The following is a 14,265-nucleotide window of genomic DNA, read 5'->3' as shown; positions in this document are numbered from 1 at the left end:
TCCTAAGGCTCTTAATAAAGTGTTGACCCTAGAGCAACTTCAAAAACTAATTTCTAGCCCCCGAGAAGATGAAACACTCGAATTCAAAGAGGCTCGGAGCCAGTTCGACTATTCGAAGTTGATGAAGTACTGCGTAGCCTTGGCCAACGAGGGCGGCGGCCATCTGATTCTCGGGGTAACCGATAAAAATCCCCGAGCTATTGTGGGCACGGAAGCCTTTCGCGACCTGCGTGAGGCTCGGCAACGGATCCACGACACGTTGCGTATCCGTGTTGAAACGGCTGAAGTTTATCTGGATGACAAGAGAGTCGTAGCGTTTGTCATCCCATCGAGACCTGTCGGTCACCCCATGGAGTACGAGGGGGCGTACTTGATGAGAGTCGGTGAGGCTCTAAAGCCCATGACCCCGGATCAACTACGCAAAATACTAGGCGAAGGGCGGCCCGGATTTCTAGAGCATGATGCCTCAGATCCCCTTGATTCTGATCACATAGTTAAGCTGCTTGATATCCAGGTTTTCTTTGACTTGTTAAAACTGCCTTTCCCAGCATCTAGGGATGGAGTATTGCAAAGACTAGAGAGCGAGCGGTTGATTCGTCATGTTGGTGATGGGATGCACCGCATTACGAACTTAGGTGCATTGCTTTTGGCAAAGGATATGAGGGAGTTTGACACTCTGATGCGTCGTACCATCAGAGTGGTGAAATACAAGGGAAAAAACAAACTGCAAACCGAGAGGGATATCATCGGTCAGAAAGGGTATGCGAGCGGATTTGAAAACTTGATTACGTACGTGAACAGCCAGCTTCCCATGAATGAGGTCATCGGGCAGGCGCTCCGAGATGAAGTTCGTATGTTTCCCGAGCTGGCGATACGAGAATTGGTTGCGAACGCTCTTGTTCACCAGGATTTTGAAGAGTCCGGGTCGGTCACCATCGAAATTTATTCTGATCGAATAGAGATTACAAACCCTGGCAAGCCATTGATTCCGACAAACAGATTCGTTGATGAGTACAAGGCCAGAAATGATCGATTGGCCGATCTGATGCGCCGAATGGGGATTTGTGAGGAGAAAGGTAGCGGCATAGACAAGGTTGTCCATAGCACTGAGTTTTATCAGCTGCCGCCACCTTCGTTTCGAGCCACGCCTTTTCATACGACCATGACTCTGTATGCGCACCAAGATTTTGCAGATATGGAGCCTGCGGATCGTGTTTGGGCATGCTATTTACATGCTTGCCTGAGGTATGTAAGCAACGAAAAAATGACCAATCAAAGCCTCAGGGAACGGTTTAGGCTTGACGACAGTAAAGCGAAGTCTGCTTCGGTATCACAGATCATCGCTCAAGCGGTAGCACAACAATGGATCAAATTGGATGACCCAGAGAACACATCGAAGCGTTACGCCAGATATGTCCCCTTTTGGGCCTGAGGCTCATCTAATCGCTAATGCTCGCTGACTTTGAGAGCAAGGTCTAAGTCATTGATTTCTAGGGGTTATCTTATTTAATCGCTAATTTTTCGGTTGGAAAATTAGATAAATGTTTTTGAAATCAATGAGTTAACGCCACTTTTCGGCATTCCTGCGCTTTAGCCGTGCATATAGAAGGTTATTTGCGCTTGCAATGATATGAGTCAGAAATTGGCGACGCTAAGCAACCCCAAGTCGAGCGGCGTCACCTTCTAGCAGCCGCCCACCGGCCCATACGACCCGGCCCAGCACTCTCACCGATACGCCCTGGGCCTCCAGAGGGAAATCTCGGTATTTCCGGTTGGCCGACCTGGCGATCCATTGACCAGTCAGCTTGTCCTTGTCGATCACCTTGACGATCATTTTCCCGTCATAGTTGATGGCATAAACGGTGTTGGGAACCAGGTCGTGGATAGTTAGGCTGTCGTCTGGCACGACTAGCAGTGCCCAGCCATCCTTGATATTCGGATCCATGCTGTCGCCTTTGGCGTAGACCACTCGGCCGCGTCCGCGATCGGCGCCGACGGAGCGAAGAAATGATTGTCGGAACTGAATCGCGCCGGTAACCAACTCGCTGTCCGCTTCGATGCCGTCACCGGCGGCTAGCCGCACATCAGCCAGTTCCAAGACCTTCTCGAACTTTTCGTTTGCGGCTACCGGATCACCGGTTGTGACGTTAGCGACGGTGCTGAGTTCTATGCCGAATTGAACTCGCCTTTCACGTTCCATTTGCTTGGTCGTGACGCCGCCTGGCTCCCATGGTGCTGGTGGTAGGCCATCGATCCTCATTGGGAACTCATCAGCAGCGGAATCGAGATCGGCCAGACCACCATGGCTAGGCTGAGCTGGTTGAGTCGGGGGCGCAACCTTGATGTCGAGTTTGAGCTGGGCAATCGCCAGGGCCATTGCACCTTGCAGGGCGTTCAGCTTTTCAGGAGAGAGAGCGCGCACTTCCTTTTCTGGAATTGCGGGGAAGGGCCATGGGTCGGCGGCCTCCGCTTCTGTTTGGTCAAACCATCCGGTCGGCAGGCCTACGCGACGCTCAAGCTCGTCCACCACATGTTGACCGGGGGTGCGCCCGCGGTTGTATGTGGCCGAGAGATATTGAGATATCTGCGCACGCTCGTAGCCGTACTTGCGGGCAAATTCCGCATTGTTCCCGTTGGCCTTGTCGTCAATGAGCTGCCGCAATCGCTTGCGCCGAATCTCAAACTTATCCATTCGCTTATCCATGCTGCGATTAGAACAAGAGATTTCTAAACAATGGTTTAGATTAATCTTGACCTAATGATTAGAAATATCTAAACTCCCCTCGTATGAACGCTACCGATGTCATCAATATCATGGGCGGTCGGGCCGAGGTGATGCGAATCACGGGCCTTACCAAAGGCCGTATTTCTCAATGGGTATCTGATAACGAGATACCCCGATCCTGGATGACCGCGTTCCATGCAATGCGGCCAAACGAGATTCCGGCACCGGCGGCAGCCCATCAGGAGACTGCGCCATGACTGATCCGTGCCAACTGATTCCCTCGCGTCCTTTCTCTGTGACGGAAATCTGCCGTTGGTTCCAAGTGGACCCGATGGACATCTGTCCGGTGGGTCGGGCGGCAGACGCACACATCCCTGGTGACACGACATCGCCACCGCCACCCAACGCGATCCAAATCGGACCAACAGACATTTCCTGATTCGTTTGCATGTTGCGCATCTTAAAGACAGCGCCGTGTACCCGAAACCCTGATATCCGCAGTTACCAAGGTAAGCCTTATGACCATCCGCCTGCATTCTCATCATTGGCTTGATGTCCTTTACAACGATGTCCGCAATGCGCCTGGAGGCGTGAAGGACGCTGCACGGTTCTTGAGTGAGCGCCGTGGCAAGTCCATTCATTACGAATCGCTGCGCGCCAAGCTCAACGGCCAGGAAGGTGAGGCCATGACCTTCGAGATTGCTGACCTCTTAACGGAGTGGCTGTCTCAGAAAGCTGGGGGCGTTGAAGCTGCTCACCGCTGGGCACAGACGTACGCCATGGTCGAGCATGGTTTGACGTGTTTGGACGTACCCCCGCCACCTGAAGGCGGCTGGGCCGACGAGCTCAAGGCCATTCACGAAAAGGTGCTCAAGGTGGGCATGACCGTTGGGAGCTTGAACGCTTCGACGTTGAGCGCCATGGCAGACGGCCAGATTGACGCTGACGAACGCAGTGCGCTTTACACGTTGTTTATGGACTTGGCTGTTCTGGCATTCCGTGGCGCCCGCAATGCGTCGAGGGTGCAATGCTGAGTCGTGCGAGTTCAGGTAGCCCCGTAAGAGCGCGTGTAGCGCCTGGGGTAGGCAAGGGGGCGGCGCTGGCGCGAGTGGCGGGCCAGTTGTGCGCGAACAAGCGCTTCCAAGAGTGGGTCATTGCCCGCGCTGGCGCCGTCCCTCATGGTGTGGCAACGAGTGAGTACGCAGCCGACTACATACGTCGTGCTTGCGGTATTTTGAGCCGGAGCGAGCTGGACCACAACGCCCAGGCGGCAGCTCTGTTCCATGACCGCATCCGTAAGCCGTTTCTCAAGTGGAGCGGTACGTATGCCTAGCCTGCATGTATTCCGTGGCTATCGCGTGCCTCTGGAGGTCATCACTCAGGTTCGTCAGATGATCCTCGACACTGAGCGTACGGTTGACGTTGACGCTCTGGTCTCGGTGATCAAGCCCAAGCTTATAGCGGTTGATCCCTGGTTCAGCACCACACGTGAAATGGCTGCTCGCCTCGCGGTGGATTCCCTGTTGGTCGATTACGCCCGCGCAGGAATGCTTACGCGTCATCCTCGCCGACTGAGTTCGCCTGTATGGCGACGTGCGCAGACGGCAAAGGCCAAGCCATGACGTTGACCCGCAAAACCGGACTGAAGCAACGCACGCCGCTCAAGCGTGGCAAACCGTTGACTGCCAAGGCCCCGATGATGCGCGCTACGGCCATTAAGCCGCCTCGTGCCGCGATGAAGGCACGTAGGAAAGGGAAGAGGGCGACCAAGACCGTTTATCGCAATCCCGAGCTGCTGGCTCTTGCTAACGGCGAAGAGTGCTTGCTGCGGGTCCCTGTGTACTGCTGGGGTGGAACAGATACCACCGTGGCGTGCCATTCGAACCGTACGCGTGACGGCAAGGGCAAGGGCATCAAGGCGCATGACTGGGCTATTGCGTTCGGCTGTGGTGGTTGTCACTGGTTCATAGACCAATCCCCGGCATCCCGGGAAATCAAGTTGAGTTATTTCGTGCCTGCTCTGCGTCTGACGCGGCTGCGGATCATCGCCTTGGGCAAATGGCCTGAGCAAGCTGAGAGCGGGTATCAATCTTTGTATGGAGAGTCGGCATGAGTGTTGAAGTCATGACGATGGTGTTTAAGCGCTATCCCAACGGGGGCGGCGAGATGCTGCTTGCGCTGGCACTCGCTGATCATTCGAACGACGTAGGGACGGGGATATACCCCTCTATCGCGTCTCTGTCGGAGAAGACCCGGCAGTCCGTGCGTGCTGTGCAGTATCAGCTGCGTGCCATGGAAAAGGCTGGTTGGTTGATCTTGGTCAACTCTGGGAATGGTGGGCGCAATCAGCGTCGTGAATACCGTATCTCTGAGGCTTGGATAAAGGGTGCAGATTTTGCATCCCTCGCTCCAGCCGATCCAGATCAAGAAAACGGTGCAAATTCTGCACCCATTAATTCAGCGGAAAAGGGTGCAATCCACGACATAAAGGGTGCAACTGATGACGCAAAGGGTGCAAATGACGACATAAAAGGGTGCAACGGGTTGCACCCGCATATAACCGTCATAGAACCATCAAGAACCGTCAAAGGCGCACGCAAGCGTTCGCCTCATGGGTTCGACCCGATGAGCTTGGAATTGCCGGACTGGCTGGATGCAGACCTGTGGGGGCGTTGGGTACGTCACCGCGTGGAACTCCGCAAGCCGTTGACCGAAGAGGCTGCAAAACAGCAGCTGAAAGACCTGGCTGCATACCGCCTCCAGGGATACACGCCCACCGATGTAATCGAACACGCCATCGGCAAGAGCTGGCAAGGCCTGTTTGTTCCGAAGGGGGCGGGACTCGTTGGGGGTGCAAGCCAGTCGGGCAAGTTCAACCCGACGCAGTACGTCAATCGCAATCGCAACCACGGAGGCAACGGCCATGACGACGGTCGCACAATCGACATCTAAGCAGGCTGGCTGGTCTGTGCCGCTGGCGAAGCTTGAGGGTATCTCCCTGATCGACCATCTGTGGAACAGGCTTTCGGGCACGTACGGGGGGCGCTGGCTTAAGGATTTCCCCGACATGCAGAGCATCGAGAACTGGAAGGGGGCATGGGCCGAAGCATTCGACGAAGAGGGGCTGACGCCTCACGAGGTTGCCGAGGGTCTGCGTGCGTGCCGTCGTATGTACGACTGGCCCCCGTCTGTCAGCGAGTTCATCAAGGCATGTCGGCCTGGCCTGATCCCGGAGAACGCGTTTCACGACGCGGTTGCGGGCATGACGGCTCGCCAACGTGGCGAGGTCGGCAACTGGAGCCATCCGGCGGTGTACTGGGCAGCGGTTCGGGTCGGGCGCCATGACTTGCTCAACTGCGGGTATGCAGTGATGCAGACACGTTGGGAGCGAGCATTGTCGGAAGAGCTGGCGCGATCCTCGTGGGAACCGATCCCGGCACCGGCGAAGGCGTTGCCGCCTCCTGCGGTTGATGAGCGGGCGAACGCCAAGGCTGCGGAAGCGATCAAGGAAATCAGCAATCGAGCTGTGGCCCCCGATAGCGCTCGCGATCCCACTCGCGGAGCGCGGCGAGTGCTGGCTGAGCAGGCGCGCAAAGGTGGTCGGCGGTACTCGCCCGCAGTGGTGAAGCTTGCGCAAGCTGCCGTCGATGCGATGCAAAGCCGGGGGGCGCAGGCATGAGCGCGATGCAGCGAAACAAAGGGGCAGCATACGAACGCAAGGTTGCCAACTTGCTTACCGAATCGACCGGCACTATTTGGCGCAGACGAGTTCGTAACGCGTTGGGTGACAGTGATGTCGTTGCAGATGACGCCGCTTTCGCCCGTATATCTGTCGAATGCAAGCATGCCAACACGCTTTGCTTGCCCGCGTGGTGGAGGCAGGCACAAGCGCAGGCGGGCGACCAGGGGATACCCGTCCTCATCTACCGGCAAACGGGAGCGCGAGGCGAGTCCGTGATGCTGGATGCTTATCACGTTAATTCTCGGCATTGGCCGGTGCGGGGGCGTCACACCGTCACTCTCGACTGGGATGCCGCAATGCAATGGATGCGGGAAATGCTCCCGTTCAACACTACCTACAGCCCGGACATTATCTGATGAATACCACGACTATCTCTCGCGTGCCGAGTGTTGCGGCAGCACACCAAGAAGCAGAGCCCCTCTTTCGTAGCGCACACGCAGCGCTGACTTTTGCGTTGAACTATTCAATGCAGCAGTACGACCGGCCCCTAATGAATCGGGCAATGGCAGGGCGATCCTCCCAAGAAGGGAAAGGCCTTTTCGGGACGGACGGTGCTGGACAAGCAGGAATGATCCGAGCGGAGCTTGATCAACTGTTGCCTATCCACAAAGCTGTGTTGATCGCTTCGGTAGGGCCGTGGCAAGTCCCGTGCAGTTGCAAGGTGAGCTGCTGCTCTGGATGGAAACCTAACGCCGAGTGGGAGGCTGCGATGAGCCAGTTGACCACCTTGGCTGCTGGTGCTGCGTTGTCCGGTTGCGTGTCCAATGGGCGCGTCCGTTCAGCGTTGATACAGCGCTTGCTTGGGGCAAAGGTGACGCTGGCTGAGATAGCAGAGCGGTTTGATGTTTGCGAGCGCACGGTGACGGCTCACAGCCTGAAGATCAAGCGCTGGCTGTTTGGAAGTCAAGGGAAGAGCGAAGAGGACTCAAAGCTTGGACTGCATCAGGAAGCATACGCAGCAATCACAAGGCGGCTTCAGAATGGCGGCTTAGTGGGCGAAGCCAACGAATCAAATAAATGATGTTGACGGTTGCAGTTTTTTCCTGCAATATCCGTCCTTAACGGATAAGGTGTATTAGTCCGTCTACAGAAACCCGCCCTCAAAACAGGCGGGTTTTTCTTTTGCAGAATCCCATTGGCCCTGACTGGATAACCGGTCGGGGCCTTTTCATTTTCGCGGCGTAGCGCAGTGGGAGCGCGCCGGGCTCATGCCCCGGAGGTCACAGGTTCGAACCCTGTCGCCGCAACCAATCTCCCTTTGCTACCGAGGGCCGCACGTCATGGATGGCGTGTGGGGGTTCGGGCGTCGCCGCCGGGCGGCGTGCAGTTGGTGGCACCCGGCACGATCACTTGAGGACTCTCAGCTATGACCTGCCTTGGATGCGCACGTAGGCGCGAGACTCTACGACGATGGACGGACCTTGCATATGAGCGAGCACGAAGCCTCTTTAACTCAACAACTCCTAGCGGCACTGCTGGAGAACACGCAGGCCCAGAACAGACTGGCACAAGCGATAGTGAGCCAAGCGGACGCGATAGCCGACCTAGCCGACGCCGTCGCAGGTCAGCTGAATGATGACGACCAAGGTTTGGGCATTACGTATCTGAGCGGCGCTCCACGCTGATGCCGACCAAGCCGAAGACGCACAAAGTTCGGCAGAGCACACCACGACACGAGCCCATTGCCCCATCGTATGGACAAGGGCGAGGCGGTAGGCCGTGGCGGAGGCTTCGGCTGATGATCCTGAATAGAGATGGCTGGCTATGCCAATGCGACGAATGCAAACGGCTTGGCCGTGTGCTCGTTGCACATGAAGTGGATCACCACATCCCGCTGTCTCGTGGTGGCACGGACGACCCTAGCAACCTGCGGGCGATCAACAGGGACTGCCACAAAGCAAAGACGCAACGTGAAGGCGGCAGGCGGTATCCAAAGCGCCGCGCAGCGCCGCCGGGACGTGATCCCACCGTCCGACCCTGAAGCGGGGAGGGGTGGGTTCAAACCCTAGAGCCCTCTTGCCGGACACCGCGCCTCCAGCCTTTTTTTTACGCGTGCAATTCAAAAAAACGGTTTTTTCGATATGCCAAGACCCCGTAAACCTGACCACCTCAAGGTCGTTTCGGGCACGGACCAGCCTTGCAGGATGGACGGCCCGGACGCCGTCGAACTGCCTTTGGTGGATGACGTTCCGCCTGCACCTGAATGGCTGATCAATCCGGCGGCAGTCGAAGAATGGAATCGCTTAGCGCGAATTCTGTACGCAAACAAACTTTTAACAGAGGCAAGCCTTAGCTCGTTGGCGCACATGTGTGCGCTGCATGGAAAGATTCGACAACTCTACGCCGCTGGTGAAGCGCCCACTGCAAGCATGGTCGGTGCTCTTCGCGCATATCAAAACGACTTTGGTCTAACGCCGGTCGCCCAGGGAAAGGTTAAGCCCTCTGGTGAAGTGCCAGCGACAAACGAGTTCGCCAAAAATGGCCGCCCAGGTAAACGACGAGTCGCGTGATTATGTGGCAATTGCCATCGACTATGCGAAGGCTGCGGTAGCGGACAAGAAACGGAGGAAGTTTGGTAAGTGGATACGGCTCGCTTCGAAACGCTTTCTTGACGACTTAAAGCGGGCGAAACGAAAGGACTCGCCATTCATCTTCGACGAATGGCACGCCAATGACCCTTGTGACTTTCTGGAAAAGCTACCTCACGTAGAGGGTAAGTGGGTCAATCCGGATGGAACGCCGCAGCCAAATCTTGTTTTGCACCCGTCGCACATCTTCTTTGTTGTGCAGTTGTTCGGCTTCCGCAAGCGCGATGGCACGGAGATACCTGATTACGGCTTCTTCAGGCCCAGGCGCTTTACGTCTGCGCTGTTCGCGGTAGCGCGCAAGAACGCGAAAAGCACGCTATCCGCTGGCATTCTTCTCTATTGCCAGTGCTGCGAGCCCGAAGAGGGCGCGCAGATTATGAGTGCCGCTACCACCTACGGCCAGGCCGCGATCATCTTCAAGGTCGCTAAGCGGATGGTTGAGCTGAAGGCGGCTCTGCGTGAGGCATTTGGATTGCAAGTTTGGGCCAAGGCCCTGACGAGATTTGAAACGGGAGGGAGTTTTAAGGCGATTCACGCCAAGGCCAGTACGCAAGACGGCTTAAACCCGTCGCACACCGGTCTGGACGAGATTCACGCTCACAAGACCTCTGATCTTCTAAACGTCCTTACGTCTGCGGCGGGCGCCCGCTCGAATCCTTTGTGGTTGTATACCACCACCGAGGGATATGCGAATCCAGGCCCGTGGGCTGAGATTCGCCAGTTCGCCAGGAATCTGCTGCTAGGGGTTTTCGAGGCAGATCATTACCTTGCGCTGATATATGCGCTCGACGACGAGGACAAGACCGAGGGCTACAAAGAGGACGATGAGTTTGATGAAAGCAAATGGGTGAAAGCGAACCCTCTGCTTGATATCAACCCCCATTTGATGGCAGCCGTTCGGAAGGAGGCGATAGAAGCCAAGCAGATGCCTTCCAAATTGGCCGAGTTCCGAATCAAACGTTTGAATCGGCCAGCCTCAACATCAAGCGGATGGATCGACCTTGGTAAGTGGAAGAAGTGCGGAGGTGCTGTAGACCTGTCCTGGCTTAAGAAGTACCCCTGCACTGGCGGGCTGGACCTCGCAAGCACTACCGATTTGACCGCTTTTAGACTTGTCTGGAACGTGGACGGTGTGCTCTACACCTATGGCCTACGCTGGGTGCCTGAAAACGCGGTCGCACAACGTACTGAACGGGGCACTGTGCCGTACGCGAGCTGGGTTGAGTCGGGATTTCTCAAGCAGACAGACGGCGACGTTACCGATTATGCGGTGGTTGGCGCGGACATTATTGCGCTGTGCAAGGGACTTCAGGTCTCGTCGATTGCGTATGACAGCTGGAACGCATCAGACCTAGTGAGTCGGCTGGTCGAAGCTGGCCTGCCAATGGTGCAGTTCATTCAGGGTGGGAAATCGTATCACCCCGCTATGACCGCGCTTGAAATGGCCTACGTGTCTGGCTCGTTCGCGCATGGCGGCGATCCTGTACTTACTTGGTGTGCCTCGAACTTCGTTGAGCGTCGAGACGAAAACTTAAACATGTCGCCGAACAAGAAAAAGTCGGCTGACAAGATCGATGACATGGTTGCTCTGCTCATGGCCGTTGGGCTATCTCAGGCCCAGAAGCCCAGCAGAAGCAAAAACCGATCCTCATTCTTTGACAAGCCGGTGGTGGCATGAAATTAGTTCTGACTGTATATGCGCTCATTCTCGCGCTTTGCATGCTCGCGACCGTATCTGGCGTGTATGTCCTGTGGGGCACAGGGTGGGCTCTCCTATCTCTAGGCGGATTTCTTATGTGGCTGTCAGAGATTCTGCGCCGTGGGCTGAAGGAGATGAAGGGTGGAAATTAACTCTCTATCTAAGGCTTTCTTCAGCGGCCTCACAGCGGATTCCGGGCCAGGATTTCTCCAAAAGACGCTTTTTGGTCGCCATGCGAACGTCCCATTAGATGCTGGCGATGGTTTTTCTTATAACCAGCCTTGGCAAATAATCTCGGCCACAGGTCGCCCGTTGAGTGATGATGCTGTATTGAGATTGTCCGCTGCGATGGCTTGCGTCCGGCTGCTCTCCCAGGTGATAGCCACGCTACCACTCGGGGTATTTGAGCGTCTCGGTGACGGCGCTCGGCAAGAGGCTCGGGGGCATTGGGCATACGAACTTCTTCATAACGAACCCAATGCGTACATGACCGCCGCTGACTTTTGGCAGGTCATGGTTGCTTGGATGATGTTGCGAGGTAATGGCTACGCGGAAAAGCTCCGGATTGGTGGCCGCATCGTGGCCCTGAACCCGCTTCCGGCGTCCATGGTTTCCTGCCGAAAGCTCCCGAATGGTGAGCCGGAATACACATACACCGAGAATGGCAAACGCCGAGTGATTTCCAGAGCGGATATGTGGCATATCCCCGCATTTACTTTGGACGGGATTTTCGGCTTGTCGCCGATTCGATACGGGTCGGGCGTCTTCTCCGGCGCGATGGCAGCTGATGATGCGAGTCGTAGCATTTTTGAGTCGGGCATGTCGGCGGCTGGCGTCATTACGATGCCGCCGGATATGTGGCTCGACGAGGGAGAGCGAAAGAAGTTAGTCGATTCAATGAACGACTTTCGAGCTGGCGGAGCGCGTCGAAATCAGGCCTTCGTCTTGGAGGGCGGCATGCAGTACGCCCAGCTATCCATCAATCCTGAAGATGCGCAAATGCTCGAAAGTCGCATGTTCAACATTGAGGAAATATGCAGATGGTTCGGTATTGATCCAAGTCTCATCGGTCACGGACAGAAGGTGTCCAATTACGGCACCGGCCTTGAGGAAAAAAATCTCGGATTCCTTGCGTACTGCCTAACTCCCTGGCTGCGCAAGATTGAGCAGTCAATCAGAAAGAACCTTTTTACGCCAGCCGAGAAATTAAAGAACTTCGCTGAGTTCAATGTCGCGGGCCTTCTGCGTGGCAATGCATTGGCTCGGGCCGAGTACTACGCACGAATGGTCAATAACGGCCTCATGACGAGCGACGAAGTGCGGCGTGCGGAGAACCTACCGCCAATGGGTGGAAACGCAGAAGCACTCCGAGTGCAGTCGGCGATGGTTCCGCTGAACATGATCGGCTCAGTAGCCTCCGGCTCTGTGCAGCCCGAATCCTCCGGCGTATCGCAGGACGTGCTGCGAAACATTATCCGTCAGGTCGCTCCTGACCTGGGCGATTCAGAGGTGGAGCAAGTCCTTTCCCGAGTAGTACAGCCTTCATCGCAATGAGAACACCATGAATCAAAAATCTCCTGTGCTCCGGCATAAACGCGTGGCGTTTAAGGCCGAAGATGTGACCGAGGTCGGCACGTTCATTGGCTACGGCTCCGTATTCGGAAACTTGGATGGCGGTGACGATATCGTCGAACGCGGTGCGTTCGGAGCCAGTATCGAGCGGCTGAAGTCCATGGGGCGTGTGACGCCAATGCTCTGGCAGCACAAGACCGATGAGCCAATCGGGCATTGGGCCGAGTTAGAGGAGGATGACCACGGCCTCAAGGGCAACGGCGAGCTTTGGATTGACGACGCGCCATATGCGCGCATCGCCCATCGTGGCATGAAGACTCGGTCAATAACTGGTTTGTCGATTGGTTATGGCGTCATCCGCGAGACTTACGACAGCAAATCGGGCATCTCGCTGCTGCACGAGTTGGACCTGTACGAGATTAGTCCCGTGACGTTCCCGATGAACGATCTTGCTCGGGTCGAGGCCGTGAAGTCTGCCTTGTCCGAGGGCGGACTGCCAACCATCAAAGAATTTGAGCGATTCCTGCGAGAGGCAGGATTCTCGAAGACCCAGGCCACTGCCGTCGCCAACGGCGGCCTGACGAAGTTGCTCCGGAGTGAGTCCGGCGACGCAAAGGCGAAACAGGCCGCGAGCATCGCGCTAGCGGCGTTCAGACTCCATTCAATGTAAGGATCAACAAATGAGCACCGTAGAGGAACAAGGCTCCGATTTGGCCTCGCTGGCAACTGAATTTGCCAAGGCCACCAAAGAAGTCAAGGAAATGGGCGCGGAGATCCTGCGCCAGAAGAACAACGGCGAAGACACCTCCAAAGAATTGAAAGCCAAGGTCGATGAGGCGCTGGAGAAGCAGGGCGCCTTGGGACAGCAGGTCAAGGAACTGGAGCAGGTTATCGCCCAAGGCTTGAAGGACATGGGCCGTGGCGAGGATGTGACCCTCGGCGCAGCGCTGGACAAGTTCTTTGAGGACAATCCTGAATCTAAGCAGTTGCTTGCTACGCCGCGCCAGGGAAAGAGCATTCACATTCCCATGAGCCGTAAGGCGCTGCTCGGGTCGTCTACGACTGGTGAGGCTCTGAATTACCCTGGTCAGCAGTTGCCCATGGTCCAGCCTGCCGTCCGGCGTCTGGTCGTGCGCGATCTCCTGATGCCTGGCCGTACCGATAAACCTGTCGTCTTCTACCCGCGTGAGACGGGGTACACAGGCGGTCCGGATATCGTGGCTGAAGGCGCACTGAAGCCCGAGTTCAACGTGGAGATTGAAAACGTCACCGCGACGGTGCCAACAATCGCCCATTGGACAGACATCTCCTTGCAGATGCTCGACGATGTTCCGTACATCCGTAGCTACATCGAAGGCCGGATGCTCTATTTGCTGAAGCTGAAAGAGGAAGAGCAGTTCCTTAACGGCTCGGGCGCTGCGGGCAATATGCTGGGCTTGTATACCGCTGCAACGCCGTATGCACAGCCAGCTGGCGTCGAAGTTACCAACGAGCAAGCTATTGACCGCCTGCGTCTGATGTTGTTGCAAGTGGAATTGGCAGATGCGTTCGCCACTGGCATGGTGTTGAACCCCGTTAGCTGGGCCAATATCGAGCTGTTGAAAGACTCGCAGCTGGGCTATCTGTTCACGAACCCGCAGACGACCACTACTGGCCGACTCTGGGGGCGCGATGTGGTCTCCACGAAATCGATGGCCGCAGGCAATGCTCTGGTCGGAGACTTCCGTACGCATGCTCAAGTCTTGGATCGTCAAGATGCGAACGTTTCCATCTCGTTTGAGAACAAGGACAATTTTGTCAAGAACTTGGCAACGATCCGCGTCGAAGAGCGGACGATTGTGGTCATCTACCGCCCCGAAGCTTTCGTTAAGGGCTCGTTGGTAATCACGACTCCGTAATCGACGGCAGCATCTTTCAAGAAAGGGCGGATTTGATCCGC

16 protein-coding genes and 1 tRNA gene are annotated in these 14,265 nt (G+C 56.1%); 16 read left to right on the top strand and 1 reads right to left on the bottom strand.

Translation table 11 applies throughout. From position 1 onward, the window contains the following. Positions 1–19: 19 nt before the first annotated feature. Positions 20–1,432 (top strand): ATP-binding protein, encoded by a 1,413-nt coding sequence (locus ACYVI2_RS09070; RefSeq protein WP_415818828.1) that lies wholly within the window; start codon positions 20–22, stop codon positions 1,430–1,432. A 219-nt stretch (positions 1,433–1,651) separates the two neighbouring features. Here ACYVI2_RS09070 and ACYVI2_RS09065 read toward each other — a convergent pair whose 3' ends face one another. Beyond that, the gene (locus ACYVI2_RS09065) at positions 1,652–2,692 is read right to left on the bottom strand and encodes a S24 family peptidase (protein WP_415818827.1); all 1,041 of its coding nucleotides are present in this window, start codon (positions 2,690–2,692) and stop codon (positions 1,652–1,654) included. A gap of 551 nt (positions 2,693–3,243) precedes the next feature. Between ACYVI2_RS09065 and ACYVI2_RS09060 the strand changes: the two genes are divergently transcribed. The 15 genes from ACYVI2_RS09060 (at position 3,244) to ACYVI2_RS08990 (ending at position 14,224) form a co-directional block, all read left to right on the top strand. Next, a complete protein-coding gene (locus ACYVI2_RS09060) occupies positions 3,244–3,759 on the top strand; it encodes a phage regulatory CII family protein (RefSeq protein ID WP_415818826.1) in 516 nt (171 codons plus the stop codon). Continuing rightward, positions 3,753–4,058 carry a hypothetical protein gene (locus tag ACYVI2_RS09055; protein WP_415818825.1) on the top strand — a complete coding sequence of 102 codons (306 nt, stop codon included), beginning with the start codon at positions 3,753–3,755 and terminating at the stop codon, positions 4,056–4,058. Before ACYVI2_RS09060 ends, ACYVI2_RS09055 begins: the two co-directional genes overlap by 7 nt. Continuing rightward, positions 4,051–4,347 carry a hypothetical protein gene (locus ACYVI2_RS09050; protein ID WP_094837133.1) on the top strand — a complete coding sequence of 99 codons (297 nt, stop codon included), beginning with the start codon at positions 4,051–4,053 and terminating at the stop codon, positions 4,345–4,347. Before ACYVI2_RS09055 ends, ACYVI2_RS09050 begins: the two co-directional genes overlap by 8 nt. Beyond that, the gene (locus ACYVI2_RS09045) at positions 4,311–4,838 is read left to right on the top strand and encodes a nuclease domain-containing protein (protein WP_415818824.1); all 528 of its coding nucleotides are present in this window, start codon (positions 4,311–4,313) and stop codon (positions 4,836–4,838) included. The genes ACYVI2_RS09050 and ACYVI2_RS09045 overlap by 37 nt, the downstream gene beginning before the upstream one ends. Beyond that, positions 4,835–5,677, top strand: a complete 843-nt coding sequence (locus tag ACYVI2_RS09040; protein ID WP_415818823.1) for a helix-turn-helix domain-containing protein — start codon at positions 4,835–4,837, stop codon at positions 5,675–5,677. Before ACYVI2_RS09045 ends, ACYVI2_RS09040 begins: the two co-directional genes overlap by 4 nt. After that, a complete protein-coding gene (locus ACYVI2_RS09035; protein ID WP_415818822.1) occupies positions 5,649–6,404 on the top strand; it encodes a replication protein P in 756 nt (251 codons plus the stop codon). The genes ACYVI2_RS09040 and ACYVI2_RS09035 overlap by 29 nt, the downstream gene beginning before the upstream one ends. After that, on the top strand, positions 6,401–6,823 hold the full coding sequence (locus ACYVI2_RS09030; RefSeq protein WP_415818821.1) for a putative PDDEXK endonuclease: 423 nt from the start codon (positions 6,401–6,403) through the stop codon (positions 6,821–6,823). The genes ACYVI2_RS09035 and ACYVI2_RS09030 overlap by 4 nt, the downstream gene beginning before the upstream one ends. Before the next feature lie 353 nt (positions 6,824–7,176). Then, positions 7,177–7,488, top strand: coding sequence for a hypothetical protein (locus ACYVI2_RS09025; RefSeq protein ID WP_415818820.1), 312 nt, complete (start codon positions 7,177–7,179; stop codon positions 7,486–7,488). Positions 7,489–7,642: 154 nt separating this feature from the next. Continuing rightward, a tRNA-Met gene (locus tag ACYVI2_RS09020) sits at positions 7,643–7,717 on the top strand. Between the two features lie 374 nt (positions 7,718–8,091). Further along, on the top strand, positions 8,092–8,448 hold the full coding sequence (locus tag ACYVI2_RS09015) for an HNH endonuclease (RefSeq protein WP_415818819.1): 357 nt from the start codon (positions 8,092–8,094) through the stop codon (positions 8,446–8,448). A 163-nt stretch (positions 8,449–8,611) separates the two neighbouring features. After that, on the top strand, positions 8,612–8,977 hold the full coding sequence (locus tag ACYVI2_RS09010) for a hypothetical protein (protein WP_415818818.1): 366 nt from the start codon (positions 8,612–8,614) through the stop codon (positions 8,975–8,977). Further along, positions 8,946–10,733, top strand: a complete 1,788-nt coding sequence (locus tag ACYVI2_RS09005) for a terminase large subunit (protein WP_415818817.1) — start codon at positions 8,946–8,948, stop codon at positions 10,731–10,733. Before ACYVI2_RS09010 ends, ACYVI2_RS09005 begins: the two co-directional genes overlap by 32 nt. Before the next feature lie 162 nt (positions 10,734–10,895). Further along, positions 10,896–12,308 (top strand): phage portal protein, encoded by a 1,413-nt coding sequence (locus tag ACYVI2_RS09000; RefSeq protein ID WP_415818816.1) that lies wholly within the window; start codon positions 10,896–10,898, stop codon positions 12,306–12,308. A gap of 7 nt (positions 12,309–12,315) precedes the next feature. After that, on the top strand, positions 12,316–12,996 hold the full coding sequence (locus ACYVI2_RS08995) for an HK97 family phage prohead protease (protein WP_415818815.1): 681 nt from the start codon (positions 12,316–12,318) through the stop codon (positions 12,994–12,996). A gap of 10 nt (positions 12,997–13,006) precedes the next feature. Then, a complete protein-coding gene (locus tag ACYVI2_RS08990; RefSeq protein WP_415818814.1) occupies positions 13,007–14,224 on the top strand; it encodes a phage major capsid protein in 1,218 nt (405 codons plus the stop codon). The last annotated feature ends 41 nt before the right edge of the window (positions 14,225–14,265 follow it).

The organism is Bordetella tumbae (assembly GCF_054780995.1).
The sequence above is the reverse complement of the archived record's forward strand: the minus strand, read 5'-3'. Positions and strand labels throughout refer to the sequence as shown.